At 71.2% G+C, this 18,702-nt stretch carries 16 protein-coding genes; 11 read left to right on the top strand and 5 right to left on the bottom strand.

What is annotated here, in order from left to right; genetic code table 11:
• Positions 1-28 precede the first annotated feature (28 nt).
• Positions 29-1,024 (top strand): LacI family DNA-binding transcriptional regulator, encoded by a 996-nt coding sequence (locus tag ACIGJI_RS08290; RefSeq protein ID WP_187664081.1) that lies wholly within the window; start codon positions 29-31, stop codon positions 1,022-1,024.
• An 82-nt stretch (positions 1,025-1,106) separates the two neighbouring features.
• Here the strand turns inward: ACIGJI_RS08290 and ACIGJI_RS08285 are convergent, their stop codons facing one another.
• Positions 1,107-1,916 (bottom strand): M57 family metalloprotease, encoded by an 810-nt coding sequence (locus ACIGJI_RS08285; protein ID WP_187663075.1) that lies wholly within the window; start codon positions 1,914-1,916, stop codon positions 1,107-1,109.
• Between the two features lie 471 nt (positions 1,917-2,387).
• Here ACIGJI_RS08285 and ACIGJI_RS08280 point away from each other — a divergent pair, with 471 nt between their 5' ends.
• Positions 2,388-3,059, top strand: a complete 672-nt coding sequence (locus ACIGJI_RS08280; RefSeq protein WP_363444939.1) for a TetR family transcriptional regulator — start codon at positions 2,388-2,390, stop codon at positions 3,057-3,059.
• 14 nt (positions 3,060-3,073) lie between these two features.
• Here ACIGJI_RS08280 and ACIGJI_RS08275 read toward each other — a convergent pair whose 3' ends face one another.
• Positions 3,074-3,730, bottom strand: coding sequence for a GntR family transcriptional regulator (locus ACIGJI_RS08275; protein WP_259952920.1), 657 nt, complete (start codon positions 3,728-3,730; stop codon positions 3,074-3,076).
• A 149-nt stretch (positions 3,731-3,879) separates the two neighbouring features.
• Between ACIGJI_RS08275 and ACIGJI_RS08270 the strand changes: the two genes are divergently transcribed.
• Genes ACIGJI_RS08270 through ACIGJI_RS08250 form a run of 5 tightly spaced genes read left to right on the top strand, consistent with a single transcriptional unit; the run spans position 3,880 to position 9,990 of the window.
• Complete coding sequence (locus tag ACIGJI_RS08270) at positions 3,880-5,157, top strand: NRAMP family divalent metal transporter (protein ID WP_259952916.1); 1,278 nt, start codon at positions 3,880-3,882, stop codon at positions 5,155-5,157.
• A gap of 1 nt (position 5,158) precedes the next feature.
• Positions 5,159-5,923: a 5-oxoprolinase subunit PxpA gene (locus tag ACIGJI_RS08265; protein WP_363444937.1), complete on the top strand. Its 765-nt coding sequence runs from the start codon at positions 5,159-5,161 to the stop codon at positions 5,921-5,923.
• Between the two features lies 1 nt (position 5,924).
• Entirely contained in the window at positions 5,925-6,725 is an 801-nt protein-coding gene (locus tag ACIGJI_RS08260) for a putative hydro-lyase (RefSeq protein WP_363444935.1), read from the top strand.
• Entirely contained in the window at positions 6,725-8,278 is a 1,554-nt protein-coding gene (locus ACIGJI_RS08255) for an urea amidolyase family protein (protein WP_366244195.1), read from the top strand. Before ACIGJI_RS08260 ends, ACIGJI_RS08255 begins: the two co-directional genes overlap by 1 nt.
• Entirely contained in the window at positions 8,275-9,990 is a 1,716-nt protein-coding gene (locus ACIGJI_RS08250) for a biotin carboxylase N-terminal domain-containing protein (protein WP_363444931.1), read from the top strand. The genes ACIGJI_RS08255 and ACIGJI_RS08250 overlap by 4 nt, the downstream gene beginning before the upstream one ends.
• A gap of 270 nt (positions 9,991-10,260) precedes the next feature.
• Here ACIGJI_RS08250 and ACIGJI_RS08245 read toward each other — a convergent pair whose 3' ends face one another.
• Positions 10,261-11,616 (bottom strand): uracil-xanthine permease family protein, encoded by a 1,356-nt coding sequence (locus ACIGJI_RS08245; protein ID WP_062766125.1) that lies wholly within the window; start codon positions 11,614-11,616, stop codon positions 10,261-10,263.
• 100 nt (positions 11,617-11,716) lie between these two features.
• Positions 11,717-12,592 (bottom strand): phosphoribosylaminoimidazolesuccinocarboxamide synthase, encoded by an 876-nt coding sequence (locus ACIGJI_RS08240; RefSeq protein WP_292793286.1) that lies wholly within the window; start codon positions 12,590-12,592, stop codon positions 11,717-11,719.
• A gap of 189 nt (positions 12,593-12,781) precedes the next feature.
• Here ACIGJI_RS08240 and ACIGJI_RS08235 point away from each other — a divergent pair, with 189 nt between their 5' ends.
• The 4 genes from ACIGJI_RS08235 to ACIGJI_RS08220 all read left to right on the top strand — a co-directional run bounded on the left by ACIGJI_RS08235 (position 12,782) and on the right by ACIGJI_RS08220 (position 17,300).
• Complete coding sequence (locus ACIGJI_RS08235; RefSeq protein WP_313362741.1) at positions 12,782-13,414, top strand: PadR family transcriptional regulator; 633 nt, start codon at positions 12,782-12,784, stop codon at positions 13,412-13,414.
• Positions 13,411-14,943, top strand: coding sequence for a DHA2 family efflux MFS transporter permease subunit (locus ACIGJI_RS08230; protein ID WP_187663085.1), 1,533 nt, complete (start codon positions 13,411-13,413; stop codon positions 14,941-14,943). Before ACIGJI_RS08235 ends, ACIGJI_RS08230 begins: the two co-directional genes overlap by 4 nt.
• A 147-nt stretch (positions 14,944-15,090) precedes the next feature.
• Complete coding sequence (locus ACIGJI_RS08225; RefSeq protein ID WP_363444928.1) at positions 15,091-16,575, top strand: amino acid ABC transporter substrate-binding protein/permease; 1,485 nt, start codon at positions 15,091-15,093, stop codon at positions 16,573-16,575.
• Complete coding sequence (locus ACIGJI_RS08220; protein ID WP_060922441.1) at positions 16,572-17,300, top strand: amino acid ABC transporter ATP-binding protein; 729 nt, start codon at positions 16,572-16,574, stop codon at positions 17,298-17,300. Before ACIGJI_RS08225 ends, ACIGJI_RS08220 begins: the two co-directional genes overlap by 4 nt.
• 70 nt (positions 17,301-17,370) lie before the next feature.
• Here ACIGJI_RS08220 and purD read toward each other — a convergent pair whose 3' ends face one another.
• A complete protein-coding gene (gene purD, locus ACIGJI_RS08215) occupies positions 17,371-18,648 on the bottom strand; it encodes a phosphoribosylamine--glycine ligase (RefSeq protein WP_187663087.1) in 1,278 nt (425 codons plus the stop codon).
• Positions 18,649-18,702: the final 54 nt, after the last annotated feature.

The following is an 18,702-nucleotide window of genomic DNA, read 5'->3' as shown; positions in this document are numbered from 1 at the left end:
ATGGGGCGATGGAAGAGAGCAAGCGATGATGTCGCCCCGGGCGACCATCGAGGAGGTCGCGACGGCCGCAGGCGTGTCCCGGTCGACCGTGTCGCGGGTCGTCAACGGGTCGACGGCGGTCAGCCCGGAAGCGCTCGCCGCCGTGCGCGCCGCGATCGACGAGCTCAACTACGTGCCGAACCGGGCCGCGCGCTCCCTCGCCTCCCGGCAGACGCACGCGATCGCCCTCATCGTCCCCGAGGACACGTCGCGCTTCTTCGGCGACCCGTTCTTCGCAGCGATCGTGGCCGGCATCACCGGCGCCCTCCGCAGCTCCGACTACCTCCTGAACCTGCTGATCGCGAGCGACGACCCCGGCGACAAGATGACCAGCTTCGTGCGCAACGGTGGCGTCGACGGTGCTCTCATCGTGTCGCACCACACGAGTGACGCCTTCGTCGACCGGATCGCCGACGCGGTCCCCGTCGTCTACGGCGGCCGCCCGGTGCGCCGCGCCGAGGGGGACTACGTGGTCGACGTCGACAACGTCGCGGGAGCGCGCGAAGCCACGCAGCGCCTCGTCGACATCGGACGCACCCGCATCGCCACGATCTCCGGCCCGCTCACCATGCCCTCGTCGACCGACCGCGTGCAGGGGTTCCGCGCCGCGCTCGCCGCCGCCGGTCTCACCCCCTTCGCGGAGGAGGAGGGCGACTACAGCGAGGCGAGCGGAGCCGACGCCGCCCGCCGGCTGCTCGCGGAAGGGCGGCCGGACGCGATCTTCGTCGCCAGCGACCTCATGGCCCGAGGGGCGCTGACGGCGCTGCGGGGCGCCGGGGTGCGGGTGCCCGAGGACATCGCGCTCGTCGGCTTCGACGACTCGTCGGTGGCGCTGACCACCGATCCGCCGCTGACGACCATGCGCCAGCCCATGTACGCCCAGGGCGAGGCGATGACGCAGGTGCTGCTCTCCCGGCTCGCGGGGGAGGATCCGCCGCGCACCACGATCCTGCCGACGGAGCTCGTCGTCCGCGGTTCCGCCTGAGCCGCGTCGACCCCGGACACGGGTGAGGCCCGATCGCGGGCGACCGGGCCTCGGTGGTGCCGGAGCGAGTCCGACGAGAGGGTCAGTTCCCGTAGAGGGAGACGACCCCGGTGCGGTCGGCGGTGGTCATCGAGAGGTCGTCCGAGCTGCCGTTGCACTGCGGGTAGTGCATGATCGACGACGAGTCGTACGGGGTGAGCGGACGCCAGTTGTTGTCCTCGAAGCAGGTGCCGGCCTCCGGACGGGTGTGCTCGTGGCGGAAGCCGAGCACGTGGCCGAGCTCATGGCCGAGCACGTTCGTCGGCGTCCACGCTCCGGCGCTCCAGATCGAGTCGTCGATGAGCACGTTCTGCTGCCGGGCCGGCGTGCTGGGGAAGAACGCACGGGCGATGTACTGCGTCGTGGCCACCGGCTCGACGGAGAACACGACGGCGTTGTTCCGCGTGGTGCAGTTGGCGTCCGCGCTGCTCACGTACCGGAAGTCGATCTTCGAGGACGCGGACTCCCAGAGCGCGGCGCCGCCCTCCATCGCCCGGACGACGTCGGCGTGACGGCTGCCGAACTTCGTGCTCACGCAGTAGGTGAGGTTGGCCACCTGCGACGCCGACCACTTGTCGTCGATGTTGTTGACCGTGTTGACGATGAGGCCGTCGTTGCGGGTCTCGGGGCCGATCAGCCGGTCGTAGAAGGCGCGCAGCTCCTTCTTTCCGGAGATCACCTCGTCGCCGTTGACGACGTAGGCGCCGTCCACGTCCCGATAGGTGGACGACGCGAACTCCTGGTACGAGGGCGCGGAGTCGTCGGGCGACGCGGCCGTGGCGGGGATGACCGCGCTGAGGCTGAGCGCGGCCGCCGCGGTGGCGGCGAGCGCGAGTTTCTTGGTGAATCGCATGGAAGATCCTCTTCGATCTGAGCGGTGCCGCGCGTCCGGTGGGCGAGCGGTCTCCGGTCCGGACGGTGAGCATCGCTGCCACCGAGGGGCCGAAGCCCGCTCACGCTAACCGCGCCGTTTCGACGGGGTCAAGGCGCGACACGGCCCGTCGTGCGCTTTCTGTACTCAGGTCAGGAATCCGCCCGATGGGTCACCGCCGAAGGTCCCGTCGGCGCTCGGCCGGACGTCGGCACCGGTGGTCGACGACCGGGCCTGGTCCTCGGTCCGTCGTCGTATGCCGGAGGTCGAGGAGGGCCACGGACGCATCTCCGCCTCCCCCTCCATCGGCTGGAGACGCGTCCGTGGCTGCTGCGGCGAACCCCCGCGCCGCGAGTGCTCGCACCCTCCATAGGTTGAACGAGCATTCAGTGATTAATCTATCCCGAGACGGCCCGTGAGGGAATTCCGCCGGACCCGAAAGGTGGATGCCGTATGGCGCGATCGGATGAGCAGAATCGTCTGGCCCGCGAACGCGCCAGGGAGAACATCCTCCAGGCGGCGATCGAGGTCTTCAGCGAACGGGGCGTCGCCGGGGCGGGCATCGCCGAGATCACCCGTCGCGCCGGAGTTGCGCAGGGGCTGGTGAACTATCACTTCGGCGGCAAGGACCAGCTCGTCGCCGCGGTGATCGACCGCTGGTTCGAGACGGTCCTGGCCTTCGCGCAGGTCGAGGGCACGCCCGACGAGATGCTCGCCGCCATCATCGACGGGGCGATCGGTGCGACGGCCTTCGCGATGCCCTTGCAGCGCGCGGTGCTCGCCATGCAGCAGCAGCCGCTGACGCATCGCCTGTTCGCGGAATCGGAGCAGCGCTATGCCGAAGGTGCGATGGCCGCGGAGGACGCCGTGCGCGCCGTCTTCCGCGCCCGAGGTGCCGAGGACCCGGCCCTGGAGGAGGTCATGCTCCGCAGCACCCTGGAGGGGGTGTTCGTGAAGTACTGCGTCTTCGGCGACACGTATCCGCTCGAGGACGCGCGGCGCTGGCTGCACCGCCGGTACGGGCTGCCGGAGCCGACCGCCGCGCTGCCGGGCGTGCCGGCGTCATACCGGGGGGAGGAGCCCCGCCCCCGCGCGACCGCGGCGCTCCGGACCGACACCACCTGAGCAGCGGACCCCGCTCAGTCGAGCTGCATCCGCGCGAAGGCGCCGAGCACGACCCGCTCCGACTGCACGAGGTACCGCTCCAGCTCCGCCGCTCCGGCCTCGGCACCGCGGGTCAGGAAGGTGTCGAGCACGGCGCGGTTCTTCCGGACGAACGGCTCGTGCAGGGCGCGGGGGTCATCGATCTTGAGGAACGCGAGGCGCAGCTCCGCCGCGACGTTCCGGTAGGTGCGGGCGAGGCGCGGGCTGTCGGCGAGGTCGACCAGCGCGACGTGGAACGCCATGTTGGCACTGCCGACCGCGCGCCAGGCGGACGTGTCGTCGGGGGAGACCCCGGCCACGGCGGCCTCGGCCGCGGCGACCGCATCGGTCATGCGCTGGACGGCGGGATGCTCCGGTTCGGACTGCCGGAGAGCCGTGCACTCGATGACCCGGCGAGCCCGGTAGATGTCGATGACGTCGGCGATCGAGGGTGAGGCCACGGAGACGCCGCGGTGCGGGATGTGCTCGACGAGTCCCTGTTCCGCGAGCACCCGGAACGCCTCGCGCAGGGTGTTGCGGGACACGTCGAAGCTCTCCGACAGCGCCGACTCGGACAGCCGGGAGCCCGGGGCGACGTCGCCGTCGATGATGCGCTGACGGAGCACGTCGGCGAGCGGGCCCTGCTGGTTCATGCCTTCATCGTAGGGGCCGTCTCCGAGCGATGATCACACGAAAGCAACCGCGCTGTAGCACGACGGAAACATGATTGTTGAACAATCTGGTTCTGTCCGTTCTACACTGGGGGTCACCCGACACCCACCAACGACGATGGGACCCCCCTATGTCCGAGCAGTCCGCTCCCGCCCTCACCCCCGAGGACGAAGCCCGCGCCGCCCACGCGAAGAAGCGCGCCGGCCGCAGTGCCGTCATCGGCGCCATCTTCCTCATGGCCACGAGCGCCATCGGTCCGGGGTTCATCACCCAGACCGCGACGTTCACCGCCCAGATGGGAGCCGCCTTCGCGTTCGCCATCCTCGTGTCGATCCTCGTCGACATCGCGGTGCAGCTGAACATCTGGCGCATGATCACCTCGTCCGGCAAGCGCGCCGGCGAGCTCGCCAACAGCGCCATCCCCTTCTCCGGCCATGTGATCGCCGTGCTCGTCGTCATCGGCGGGCTCGCGTTCAACATCGGCAACATCGCCGGTGGCGGCCTCGGCCTCAACGCGCTGCTCGGGATCGACCCGAAGATCGGCGGCGCGCTCACCGCGGCCCTCGCCATCATCATCTTCCTCGTGAAGAAGGCCGGGAAGGTGATGGACATCGTGCTCATCGTCCTGGGCATCGCGATGATCGTGATGACGCTCGTCGTCGCGTTCATCGCCCAGCCGCCGGTCGGCGACGCCCTGCGCCAGACCTTCGTGCCCGACCAGCTCAACTTCGCCACCATCACCACGATCGTCGGCGGCACGGTCGGCGGCTACATCACCTACTCCGGCGCCCACCGCTACCTCGACTCCGGCCACGTGGGCCCGCAGTACGCGAAGCCCGTCATGCGGGCCGCCGCCAACGGCATCATCGTGACCGGCATCATGCGCTACGTGCTGTTCCTCGCGATCCTCGGCGTGGTCGCCTCCGGCGTGGCGCTCGACCTCTCCTCGCAGGCCGCCAACCCGGCCGGCCAGGCGTTCGGCGCGGTGCTCGGCGACGCGGGTCTGCGGATCTTCGGCGCGATCTTCTGGGCCGCCGCGATCAGCTCGGTCATCGGTGCCGCCTACACCTCGGCGACCTTCCTCTCGACGTTCACCGCCAAGCTCCGCGGCGGCTGGCCGCTGCAGCTCGCCACGGTCGCGTTCATCGTCGTCTCCCTCGGCGTCTACCTCGCGATCGGCACGGCCCCGGCCGCGATCCTCGTGTTCGTCGGCGGCTTCAACGGCCTGATCCTGCCCATCGGCCTGACGGTGTTCATGTACATCGGCTGGTTCCGCCGCGACCTCCTCGGCGACCGGAAGTACCCGATGTGGCTGCTCATCGCGGGCACCGTCGTGACCGCGCTCACCTGGTACATGGGCGCCGTCTCGATCGGCCCCATCTTCGCCTTCCTCGGAATCGGAGCATGACATGGCGACCATCGACCTGAACTCGGACCTCGGCGAGAACGTCTCCGACCGGATCGTCAGCGACGACGCGAGCATGCTCGAGATCGTCACGAGCGCGAACGTGTCGTGCGGATTCCACGCCGGGAGCCCGGAGGGCATCCGCGAGACCCTCGCGGCGGCGGTCGCCGGCGGCGTCGTGATCGGTGCGCACCCCGGGTACCGCGACTACGAGAACTTCGGGCGCACGAAGGTCGACATCGACTCGGCCACGCTGCAGGCACATGTCGAGTACCAGCTCGGTGCCCTCCTCGGGCTCACCGCGGCGGTCGGCGGGCGGGTCGCCTACGTCAAGCCGCACGGAGCGCTCTACAACACCATCGCCCGCGACGAGCGGCAGTCGAAGGACGTGGTGGCGGCCATCACGGCGATCGACCCCTCGCTCGTGCTGCTCGGTCTCGCCGGCGGCGTCGTGCTCGACGTCGCCGAACGGGCGGGGCTCGCAGTCGCGGCGGAGGCCTTCGCCGATCGCGCCTATCAGCCGGACGGTCAGCTCGTCTCGCGCACCGAGGAGGGGGCCGTGCTGCACGACCCCACCGCGGTGGCGGAGCGGATGGTGCGCCTGGCCGCGGAGGGTGTGATCCGGGCGATCGACGGCACCGACGTCGCCGTGTCCGCGCAGTCGATCTGCGTGCACGGCGACAGCCCGGGATCCGTCGCGATGGCCGCGGAGACGAAGCGGCTGCTGCAGGCGGAGGGCATCACCATCGCCCCGTTCGCCGGAGTCTGACATGGCGGTGCTCGCGACTCCCGCCCAGCTCGCCGACGCCCGGGCCGCCCGTGCGGCGCACCGCGCCGGTCACGCCGCGCCTACCAGCGGCGTCGCCCCGGGGCTGACCCAGGCGAACCTCATCGCCGTGCCCGCGCACTGGGCCTTCGAGACCCTCCTCTATGCGCAGCGCAACCCGAAGCCCTGCCCCGTCCTCGAGGTGATCGAGCAGGGCGAGGTGGAGTCGCGGCTCGCTCCGGGCAGCGACATCAGGACCGACATCGGGCGCTACCGCATCTGGCGGGACGGCGAGCTGGCCGAGGAGGTCTCCGACGCGACGGCGGCGTGGGCCGAGCATCCCGACCTCGTCGCGTTCCTCATCGGCTGCAGCTTCACGTTCGAGACGGGTCTCGTCGAGGCCGGGATCCCGATGCGTCATCAGGAACTCGGACGCAACGTGCCGATGTACCGCACGGCGGTGGACTGCACGCCGGCCGGGCGCCTCCGCGGCGAGATGGTGGTCTCGATGCGTCCGATCCCCGCGGACCGCGTGGCCGACGCCGTGCAGATCTCCGGGCGCACCCCGGCTGTGCACGGCGCGCCGGTGCACATCGGCGATCCGGCGTCGCTCGGCATCGCCGATGTGATGGCGCCCGACTTCGGCGACGCCCCCGAGATCCGCCCCGGCGAGATCCCCGTGTTCTGGGCGTGCGGTGTGACCCCGCAGGCGGCGATCATGGCGTCGAAGCCGCCGTTCGCCGTCACCCACGCCCCGGGGTACATGTTCGTCACCGATGTTCCGGATGCGGAGTACCGGGTCTGATGCGCATCCTCACGGCCTCCGACAGCGCGCTGCTCGTCGAGGCGGACGACCTCGAGCAGGCCATGCGGCTGAATCTGGCGTGGAGCGACATGCCCGGTGTGCTCGAGCGCATCCCCGGCGCCCGCACCGTGCTCGTGCGGTTCGATCCGCACCGCACCTCGGCCGCCGCGCTCGCGGAGGCGCTCGCCGCGACCGAGGTCGACGCGGCGGCCCTGCCCGATGCGGGGGAGGTCAGCATCCCGGTCCGCTACGACGGGGAGGATCTCGACGAGGCCGCCGCGCTCTTCGACGTCTCGGCGGAGGAGCTGGTGGCTCGTCACCTCGCCGCGGACTGGCGCGTGGCCTTCTCGGGTTTCGCTCCCGGCTTCGGCTACGCCGTGAGCGGCGACCCCCTCTTCGACGTGCCGCGGCGGTCGTCGCCGCGCACCCGGGTGCCCGCCGGCTCCGTCGCGCTCGCCGGGGCGTTCAGTGGCGTGTATCCGCGGGAGAGCCCGGGCGGCTGGCAGCTCATCGGCCGGACCGCCCTGGAGATGTGGGACATCGACCGCGACCCGCCGGCCCTGCTCGCGCCGGGTCGACGCGTGCGCTTCGTGCGTGCGGAGCGGGAGACCGTGGCGGCGTCGCCTATGAGGGTGGCCGACGCGACGCGTGTCGACCGCCGCGCGGGCGGTCCGGCGGTCGAGGTCGTGCGATCCTCGCTGCAGCTCCTCGTGCAGGACGCGGGTCGCCCCGGCTTCGCGGCCCTGAGCGTCTCGGCCTCCGGCGTCGCCGATCGTGTCGCGATGCACGCGGCGAACCGGGCGGTGGGCAACACCCCCGCCGCGGCCGTGCTGGAGAGCGTCGGCGGAGCCGTGCTGCGCTTCCACGGTGCGGGAGTGGCCGCGGTCACCGGCGCCACGGGCCCGCTCACGCTCACCGACGCCGATGGCACCGAGCGCACGCTCCTCCCCGGGGTGCCCTTCGCGACCGTCGACGGCGATGAGCTCACGCTGGGCCACCCCGACCGCGGACTCCGGTCCGTGATCGCGGTCCGCGGAGGGCTCGCTCCGGCCGCGGCGCTCGACAGTCGCGCGACCGACACGCTCGCCGGGCTGGGCCCCGCGCCGCTGTCCGTCGGCGACCTCCTCCCGATCGGAGATGCCGCCGTGGCCGCCGTCGAGCCGGATCCGGTGCCGCGCGCGCTTCCCGCGGCCGGGGAGCTGGTCGCGCTCGAGATCACGCTCGGGCCGCGCGACGACTGGTTCACCGCCGCCGGCGTCGACGCGCTCACCGGGCAGGCGTGGACGGTCACGCCGCGCTCGGACCGCGTGGGCATCCGACTGCAGGGCGACGTGCCCCTGGAACGGGCGGTCGGCGGCGAGCTGCCGAGCGAAGGCGCCGTGACCGGGGCCATCCAGGTGCCGCCGGACGGGCAGCCCGTGCTCTTCCTCCCCGATCATCCGCTCACCGGCGGCTACCCCATCATCGGTGCCCTCACCGATCGCAGCCTCGACCTCGCCGCCCAGCTCCCGCCGGGTGTGCGGGTGCGCTTCACCGTCAAGGAGACCTCATGACCACTGTGCTGATCGCCAACCGCGGCGAGATCGCGGTCCGCGTGATCCGCGCGTGCGCCGAGGCCGGCTACACGTCGGTCGCCGTCTACGCCGACCAGGACGCCGACGCCCTGCACGTGCGGCTCGCGGACGAGGCGATCGGCCTGGGCGGCGACACCGCGGCGACGACGTACCTGTCGGTCGAGGCGCTGATCGACGCGGCCCGCCGCAGCGGTGCCGATGCCGTGCACCCCGGCTACGGCTTCCTCTCCGAGAGCGCCGCGTTCGCGCGAGCCGTCGAGGACGCCGGACTCGTCTGGATCGGACCCTCGCCGGAGAGCATCGACGCACTCGGTGACAAGATGACCGCGCGTCGGATCGCCCAGCGTGTGGGGGCCCCGCTCGCCGCCGGCACGGATCAGCCGTTGTCCGGACCGCAGGAGGCGGTGGCGTTCGCCGAGGAGCACGGCCTCCCGATCGCGATCAAGGCCGCGTTCGGTGGCGGCGGCCGAGGGCTCAAGGTCGTCCGCGAGCTGTCCGAGGTCGCCGACGCGTTCGACGCGGCCACCCGTGAGGCGACCGCGGCATTCGGCCGCGGGGAGTGCTTCGTGGAGCGCTTCCTGGAGAGCCCGCGACACATCGAGGTGCAGGTGCTCGGCGACGGGCGCGGCGGCGTCGTCGTCGTGGGCGACCGCGACTGCTCCATGCAGCGGCGCAACCAGAAGCTCATCGAAGAGGCTCCCGCGCCCGGCCTGACGGAGGCGCAGCGGGCGGCGTTCCATGACGCGGCGCGGGCGATCTGCGCCGAGGTGCAGTACCGCGGCGCCGGCACGGTCGAGTTCCTCCTCGCCGCGGACGGCACGATCTCGTTCCTCGAGGTGAACACCCGGCTGCAGGTCGAGCACCCCGTGACCGAGGAGGTCACCGGGACCGACCTCGTCCGCGAGCAGTTCCGGATCGCGTTCGGCGAGGGGCCGTCCTTCACCGACACCCCGGCTCCGACCGGGCATGCGTTCGAGTTCCGCATCAACGCCGAAGACCCCGGCCGCGGATTCCTGCCCAGCCCCGGACGGGTGGATGCCCTGCGCATCCCCGGCGGACCCGGCGTGCGGTGGGACAGCGGCATCGAGGCCGGCGACACCGTGCAGCCCGCGTTCGACTCGATGATCGCGAAGCTCATCGTGCACGCGGAGACCCGGGACGCGGCGCTCGTGCGGGCGCGTCGAGCGCTGCGGGAGCTCGCCGTCGAGGGTCCGGCGACCGTGATCCCGTTCGACCTCCGCGCCATCGACGACCCCGCGTTCGCGACCGCGACCTTCGCCGTGCACACCCAGTGGATCGAGACCGTGCTGCTCCCGGCGCTGGAGTCGCAGCCGCGCCCCGCGGTCGCCCCGGTCTCCGGGCTGCAGCGCTTCCCGGTGGAGATCGACGGCCGCCGCGTGATGCTCGGTCTGCCCGCGGAGCTGCTGGCCGGCATCGGCCGTCCGGCGGGAGAGGCCGCTGCACCCGTGTCTGCGGCGGACCCCTCCGAGCTCCGGGCTCCCGCGCCGGGCACGCTCGTGCGGTGGCTCGTCGACGACGGGGCCGAGGTGGCCGAGGGAGACCCGGTGGCCGTGCTCGACGCGATGAAGATGGAGACGACGGTCACCGCGCACCGCGCCGGCACCCTCACCCCTCGCGCGGACACCGGCGCGACCCTCTCCGCCGACGGCCTCCTCGCCACGATCGCCTGACCCCGGTCCCGTCCCGTCCCGTCCCGTCCCGTCCCGTCCCGTCCCGTCCGGCATGCGGAGTGCGAATACGTCCCTCCCGCGTCCCTCCGACGCCCGCTTTCGCTCCCGCTGGCATGGCCCGTCGGGAGTGCGAAAACGCCCCCTCCTCGCGAGAGGAAGGGGCGTTTTCCGTCCGGGCTCCACCCCGCAAACCGGTGCGAGTGCGAAAACGGGCTTTCGAGGGGTGCGGGAGGGGCGAAACCCGTCCCGCACGCACCCCGGGGCGGGACGTTACGCGGGGTCGCCGCCGAGGGGGCCGACGGGCTCGAGGGGCTTCGGGTCGTCGGCACCGGTCTTGCGTGCCCGGGCGATGAGGTTGCCCAGGTGGTAGATGAGCAGCGCCGCGACCGTACCCAGCACGATCCCGCCGAAGGCGAAGTCACCGAGCTGCATCGTGAACCCGGCGATGCCGATCACGAGGGACACCGCGGCGGTGTACTGGTTGACCGGCCGGGAGAAGTCGACGCGGCTGTCCACCCAGATCTTGATGCCGATGATGCCGATGAGGCCGTAGAGCGCGGTCGTCGCCCCGCCGAGCACGCCCGCGGGGATCGAGTTGAACACCTCGCCGACCTTCGGGGAGAAGGCGAGGAGGATCGCGAACAGACCCGCCACCCAGTACACGGCGGTGGAGTACACGCGGGTCGCGGCCATGACGCCGATGTTCTCGCCGTAGGTCGTGGTGCCCGAGCCGCCGAAGCCACCCGCGATGGTCGTGGCGACGCCGTCGGCGATGAGCGCGCGGCCGGTGTGGCGGTTGATGGCGGGGTCCTCGGTCATGGTCGCGACACCGCGCACGTGGCCGACGTTCTCCGCGATGAGCACGAGCACGACGGGCAGGAACATCGCGATGGTCGACCAGGTGCCCGGCTCGACGAAGTCCGGGAACTGGAAGTGCGGGAGGCCGATCCAGGGGGCGTCCGCGATGAGCTCGGCGGGGGTCTTGTCGCCGCGGAGCGGGTTGGGCACCTCGAACGAGCCGTTGAACGCGGCCCAGATGAAGCCGACGGCGACGCCGAGGAAGATCGAGATCCGTCCGAGGAAGCCCCGGAAGAGCACGGCGAAGAGGATGATCGCGACGAGGGTGATCGTGGCGGTCACCGGGTCGAGCGCGAAGTTGCTCCAGGCGGTGGGGGCGAGGTTGAAGCCGATGAGCGCGACGATGGCGCCGGCGACGACCGGGGGCATCAGGGCGTCGACCCAGCGCAGGCCGACGAACTGCACGACGAGGCCGACGACCGCGAGGAGCACGCCCACCGCGACCACGCCCGCGAGGGCCGAGCCGGTGCCGCCCGCCGCGACGGCCGCGGTGATGGGGGCGATGAAGGCGAACGAGGAGCCGAGGTAGCTGGGCAGCTGGTTCTTCGTGATGAGGAGGAAGAGCAGCGTGCCGATGCCGCTGAAGAGCAGGGTCGTCGACACCGGGAAGCCGGTGAGCGTCGGCACGAGGAACGTGGCGCCGAACATCGCGACGACGTGCTGCGCGCCGATGGCGATGGTCGCGGGCCAGGACAGACGTTCCTCGGGGGTGACGACGGCGCCGGGCTCGACGGTGCGGCCGTTTCCGTGCAGCTTCCACAAAGCCATGCGGGCTCCTCAGGGTTCGGGATCGGGGGCGGAGTGCTGGAGCAACACTACCGATTCCTGAGTTTTCCCTGTGCGCCCCGCGGTCGCGGGGAGCGCGGTGTCAGGCGCCGAGGCGGTCGATGAGCTCGCGGTACCGGGCGGCCGTCCGGGCGACGACCTCGTCGGGCAGCACGGGGGGCTCGCCCTGCCTGTCCCAGTTCGCCGCGAGCCAGTCACGCACGATCTGCTTGTCGAAGCTCGCCATCCGCTCGGCAGGCGTCGACCCCGTGCGCCAGGCCTCGGCGTCCCAGTACCGGGAGGAGTCGCTCGTGAGGACCTCGTCCGCGAGGCGGAGGGTGCCGTCGGCGTCGGTCCCGAACTCGAACTTCGTGTCGGCGAGGATGAGGCCCTTCTCCTCGGCGATGGCCGCGGCCCGACGGTAGATTGCGAGCGAGGCGTCGCGGAGCTCGGCCGCCCGGTCCGCCCCGACGAGCTCGACGACGCGGTCGAACGTGATGTTCTCGTCGTGCTCACCCATCGGCGCCTTGTAGGCCGGGGTGAACAGCGGCTCGGGCAGGCGGTCGCCGTTCTGCAGCCCTGCCGGCAGGGCGATGCCGCACACGGTGCCGTGCTCCTGGTACTCGGCCCAGCCGGAGCCGGTGATGTACCCGCGCACCACGCACTCGATCGGCAGCATCTCGAGCGACTGGGCGAGCATGGCACGATCGGCCACCTCCTCCGGCAGGTCGCCGTCCGTGAGGTGATTCGGCACGTCCAGCTGGGCGAACCACCAGCGGCTGAGGCGCGTCAGCAGGGCGCCCTTGTCGGTGATGCCGGGAGAGAGCACCACGTCGAACGCGCTCACCCGGTCGGACGCGACGACGAGGATGCGGGTGTCTCCCGGGTCCTCGGAGGCGTAGAGGTCGCGGACCTTTCCGGAGTAGAGGTGTCGCCATCCGGGGATGGCCTGCGCGTTTCCTGCGGACGGTGTGCTCACCCGCCCATTATCCCGGTGATGCGTGCTCTTCCGCGCCGAGACCCCGCGTTCGCGTCGAGACCCCGGGGTGAGCGCCCCGGGACCCCGGGGTCTCGCCGGAAAGACGGGGTCTCGGCGGAGGAGGGGCGGGTGTATAGTCCATGTGGACTATTCGTGCGGGGCAGGGGACAGGGCATGAGGGGGAGAGGCGTGGGGAAGAGCAGGGATGTGGTGGCGGGACTCACGCCGCTCGGCGTCATGGTGCTGGCACTGCTCCGCGAGAGCGACATGCACCCGTACGAGATGGTGCGCCTGCTCCGCGCGCGTCACGACGACCGGCTCATCACCGTCACCAACGGCACGCTTTATCACACGGTCGCCCGACTCCAACGGGCCGGGCTGCTCGACGAGGTCGGCACGGACCGCGAGGGCAACCGGCCGGAACGCACGACCTACACCCTCACCGACGCCGGACGGGAGGCGGTGGTCGCCTGGGTACGGCGCTCCCTTCCCCGCATCGACCGCGAGACCGACGCCCGCGTCGCGCTCGCCGAGTCGCACAATCTCGACCGGGACGACGCCGTCGCGCTGCTGCAGGAACGGCGTGAGGCCCTCGTCGCCTCGTACGCGCTCCACCACGACGGCCTCGCCGCCGCCCGCGCCAAAGGCGTCCCGCCGCAGGTCCTCGTCGAGATCGAACGGCAGGAGGCGCTGCTCGACGCCGAGCTCCGCTGGCTCGACTCCCTCCTCACCCGCCTCGACGGCGACGAGCTCCGCTGGGGCCCCGACGCCTTCGACGACACCGACCGCTACCGCGCCCAGCGAAAGGCTGCACAGCAATGACCGATTCCCGTCAGACCTCGGGACCCGAGACCGGGCCCTTCGCCGCCGGTCACGCACCGAAGAGTCCGTGGCCGGCGCTCTGGGCGCTCGTCATCGGGTTCTTCATGATCCTCGTCGACACCACGATCGTCTCCGTCGCGAACCCGGCGATCAAGGCCGCCCTCGACCCCGACACGAACAACCTCGACAACGTGGTGTGGGTCACCAGCGCCTACCTCCTCGCCTACGCCGTCCCGCTGCTGATCACCGGACGACTCGGCGACCGCTTCGGGCCGAAGAACATCTACCTCATCGGGCTCGCGGTCTTCACCCTCGCCTCGCTCTGGTGCGGACTGTCGACGACGCTCGAGGGCCTGATCGCTGCCCGCGCGGTCCAGGGGCTCGGCGCCGCATTCATGACGCCGCAGACCATGGCCGTGATCACCCGCACGTTCCCGCCCAACCGCCGCGGCGCGGCGATGGGCCTCTGGGGCGCCACGGCCGGCGTCGCCACTCTCGTCGGCCCCCTCGCCGGCGGTCTGCTCGTCGACGGCTTCGGGTGGCGGTGGATCTTCTTCGTCAACCTCCCCGTCGGCGTCATCGCCTTCGTGCTCGCCTGGATCCTCGTGCCGAAGCTGAAGACCCACCCGCACCGGTTCGACGTGGTCGGCGTCGTGCTCAGCGCCGTCGCGCTCTTCCTCATCGTCTTCGGGCTGCAGGAGGGCGAGAAGTACGACTGGGGGACCATCGTGGGGCCGATCTCGGTCTGGGGGCTCATCATCGCGGGCGTCGTGGTGCTCGCGCTCTTCATCGTGCAGCAGGCGCGCACCCGCAGCGAACCCCTCGTGCCGCTCGCGCTCTTCCGCGACCGGAACTTCTCCGGCGCGAACGTGGCGATCGCCGCGGTCGGCTTCACCGTCACGAGCATGTCGCTGCCGATGATGTTCTTCCTGCAGACGGCGCGCGGCCTCACCCCGACCGAGGCGGCGATGCTGCTGATCCCGATGGCCGTGCTGTCGGGCGTGCTCGCCCCGGTCGCCGGGAAGATCCTGGACCGTGTCGACCCGCGTATCATCCTCGTCCCCGGCCTGATCTGCGTCGCGGCTGCCCTGGTCTGGTACTCCGCCCTGACCACGATGGACACCCCCATCCTGATGTTCCTGCTGCCGTCCGCCCTGATGGGCATCGGCAACGCGGGCATGTGGGGGCCGCTGGCGACCACGGCCACGCGCAAGCTGCCGCCGCGGCAGGCCGGTGCCGGCGCGGGCATCTACAACACCACGCGCACCATCGGGTCGGTCATCGGCTCCGCGTCGATCGCCGCGTTCATGCAGTCGCGGCTGGAGGCGAACCTCCCCGGTCTGGCCGACGCCCCGGCCGGCACGGGCAGCGGCGCACTGCCGCCGCAGGTCGCCGAGGGCTTCGCTGCGGGCATGTCCCAGACCCTCCTGCTGCCCGCCGGCGTGATCCTCATCGCCCTCGTCGCCTCGCTGTTCCTCCGCGGACACGACCGCAAGGACGAGCCCGTCGCCACAACCCCTCCGGCGTGACCGCGATGACCCCGACACGCCGGTATCCATGCGGCTTCCGGCAGTGTCGGGCGTCTCTCCGAGATTCCGGTGCGCGGGAGGTGCAGGGTTAGGGTGGATGGTCGGCGGCCGCCGGGCCGCCCTTCCGAACCCCGAGGAGCACTCGACGTGAGCCGCCATCCATCCTCTCCGCCGAGCCGTCGCCGGCGGTTCGGCCGCACCGCCGGCGCGACCGCCCTCGCCGCGCTCGTCGCCGTCGGGGCGCTGCTCGCCGGAGCCGCGCCCGCCACCGCGGCCGACGACGGCGAGACCTATGTCATCGGCACCGACACGACCTTCGCGCCGTTCGAGTTCACGAACGAGTCCGGCGACCTGGTCGGCATCGACATGGATCTCCTGCGCGCGATCGCCGAGGACCAGGGCTTCGACGTGGAGATCCGCCAGCTCGGGTTCGACGCCGCCGTGCAGGCGCTGCAGTCGAACCAGGTCGACGCCGTCATGGCCGGGATGTCGATCACCGAGGAACGCCAGCAGACCTTCGACTTCAGCGACCCGTACTTCACGAGCGGCGTGCAGCTGGGCGTGCTCGAGTCCAGCGACATCGAGTCCCTCGACGACCTCGACGGCAAGACCGTCGCGGTCAAGACCGGCACCCAGGGGCAGGCCTTCGCCGAGGAGAACGCCGACGAGTACGGCTTCCGCATCACGCCGTACCAGGACACGACCGACATGGTCGACGCGGTCAAGGCGGGTCAGGCCGTCGGCTACTTCGAGGACTTCCCCGTGCTCGCCTACGGCATCCAGCAGGGGTCGGGCTTCCGTCTCGTCGGCGAGCCCGCGCTCGGCGGCGAGTACGGCTTCGCGGTCAACAAGGGCGAGAACGCCGAGCTCCTGGAGATGTTCAACGCCGGCCTCGCCAGCCTGCAGGACTCCGGCGAGTACGACGAGATCGTCGACACCTACCTCGCGTCGGGCGACGACGCGCAGGAGGCGCAACCCACCGACATCATCTCGGTCGCGGTGAAGTACTGGCCGGCCCTGATGCAGGGTCTGTGGCTCACCATCCTCGCCACGATCGTCGCGGTGATCGCGGCCTTCATCCTCGGGATCATCTTCGGCTTCGGGCGCCTGTCGAAGTTCGCGCCGTTCCGCTGGATCGCGACCGCGTACGTCTACGTCTTCCGCGGGACCCCGATCCTGATCCAGGCGTTCTTCGTGTTCTTCGCCATCCCGCAGCTGATCCCCGACCTGAAGTTCGACCCGTTCGTGGCCGGTGCGATCACCCTGTCGCTGAACACCGGTGCGTACATGACCGAGATCATCCGCGGCGGGATCCAGGCGGTCGACCCCGGTCAGGCGGAGGCGTCGCGCTCGCTCGGTCTCAGCCACTGGAAGACGATGCGGAAGGTCGTGCTGCCGCAGGCGTTCCGGATCATGATCCCGTCGTTCGTGAACCAGGGCATCATCACGCTGAAGGACACCTCGCTCATCAGCGTCATCGGTCTCTCCGAGCTGACCTTCGTCTCGCGTCAGATCATCGCCTCGACGTATCTCTCGGCGCAGGTGCTGACGATCGTCGCCATCATCTACTTCGTCGTGATCACGCTGCTGACGCTGCTCGCGAACCGCCTGGAGAGGAAGGCCAACGCATGAGCAAGATCGAGGTCAGGGACCTGCACAAGTCCTTCGGCGACAACGAGGTGCTCAAAGGCATCGATCTCACCGTCGAGGACGGCGAGGTCATCGCGGTGATCGGCCCGTCCGGGTCGGGCAAGTCCACGCTGCTGCGCTGCCTGAACAAGCTCGAGGAGCCGACGTCGGGGCACGTGATCATCGACGGGGTCGACCTCACCGACAAGAGCGTGAAGCTGGACGAAGTGCGCCAGCGCATCGGCATGGTGTTCCAGCACTTCAACCTGTTCCCGCACATGACCGTGCTGGAGAACATCACGCTCGCCCCGGTCGAGCTGGGCCGCATGACGAAGGCCGAGGCCCGCGACCGCGCCCGCTCGCTGCTTGAGCGCGTCGGCCTGTCGGAGAAGGCGGACGCGAAGCCCGCGTCGCTCTCCGGCGGTCAGAAGCAGCGCGTGGCCATCGCCCGTGCACTCGCGATGGACCCGGAGATCATGCTATTCGACGAGGCCACCAGCGCCCTCGACCCGGAGATGGTCGGCGAGGTGCTGCAGGTCATCCGCGACCTTGCCGAGGGCGGCATGACCATGGTGCTCGTGACCCACGAGATGGGCTTCGCGCGCGAGGTGTCCGACCGCACGGTCTTCATGGACGGCGGCGTCGTGGTCGAGGAGGGCACCCCCGCCGACCTGTTCGGCGCCCCCAAGAACGAACGCCTCCAGGACTTCCTGTCCAAGGTTCTCTGACCCCGGCTTTCGAGTCGCGTGAATGGCTGCATTCCCGGTCGGGATGCAGCCATGCGCTACGTGAAGCGGGTCAGCGGGCGACGCGGGCAGCGATGTCGGTGCGGTGGTGGGAGCCCTCGAGGCGGATGCGGCCGATGGCGTCGTAGGCGCGGGCGCGGGCGGTGCCGAAGTCCGGGGCCACAGCGACGACGTTCAGCACACGGCCGCCCGTCGCGATGAGCGAGCCCCCGGGTGCGTCGGGGCTGGCGGTCGCGGCGTGCACCAGACGGACGCCCTCGACCGCGGCGGCGTCGGTCAGGCCCTCGATCGGACGCCCGGTCTGCGGCGCCTCGGGATATCCCTCGCTCGCCAGGACCACGGTGATCGCGACCTCATCGCGGAACACGGGCTCTGGCTGGTCCTCGAGCGTGCCGGACGCGGCGGCGAAGAGGAGCTGGGACAGCGGGGTCTCCAGCCGCGGCAGCACGACCTGGGTCTCCGGGTCGCCGAAGCGCGCGTTGAACTCGATCACGCGCACGCCCTGCGGGGTGAGGATGAGGCCGGCGTAGAGGAGCCCGATGAACGGGGTCCCCTCGGCATCGAGCTGTCGGACGACCGGGAGCGCGACGTCGCGGGTGACCTCCTCGACGAACGCCTGCTCGCTGCCGAACTGCTCCGCGAGCCAGGGCAGCGGGGAGTACGCTCCCATGCCTCCGGTGTTGGGGCCGGCGTCGCCGTCGAGGGCACGCTTGAAGTCCTGTGCCGGGCTGAGGGCGCGTACCGTGTCGCCGTCGCTGAGGAAGAACAGCGAGACCTCGGGGCCGGACAGGAACTCCTCGACCAGGACGGGGCCGGCCGGGAGGTACTGCTCCGCGTGGGCCAGGGCCTCGGCGCGGTCGGAGGTGACGATGACACCCTTGCCCGCGGCGAGTCCATCGGCCTTGACCACGTGCGGGGCGCCGAGCTCCTCGAACGCGGCTTCGACGTCGGCGACCGTGGCAGCGCGGACCGCGCGGCCGGTCGGCACACCGGCGGCGTCCATGACGCGCTTGGCGAAGGCCTTGGAGCCCTCGAGCTGCGCGGCGGCCTTGCCGGGTCCGAAGACGGGGATGCCGCGGCCGCGGAGCTCGTCCGCGACGCCTGCCACGAGCGGAGCCTCCGGGCCGATGACGACGAGGTCGATCGCGTGCTCGTTCGCGAAGGCCGTGACCGCGGCGCCGTCCAGCGGGTCGAGGGCGACGGGGGTCGCGTCCTGCGCGATGCCGGCGTTGCCGGGGGCGACGAGGATCTCGTGCGCGGTGGACTCGGCGCGCAGCGCCAGGATGATCGCGTGCTCACGGGCACCGGAACCGAGGACGAGGATCTTCACGCGTCCAGCCTATCGAGGCACGTGCGCGGGGTTTCGGCCGGTCCCGCGTTCACA

Origin of the sequence: Microbacterium sp. NPDC064978 (assembly GCF_044543605.1) — a bacterium.
Classification (GTDB): Bacteria; Actinomycetota; Actinomycetes; order Actinomycetales; family Microbacteriaceae; genus Microbacterium; species Microbacterium meiriae.
The sequence above is the reverse complement of the archived record's forward strand: the minus strand, read 5'-3'. Positions and strand labels throughout refer to the sequence as shown.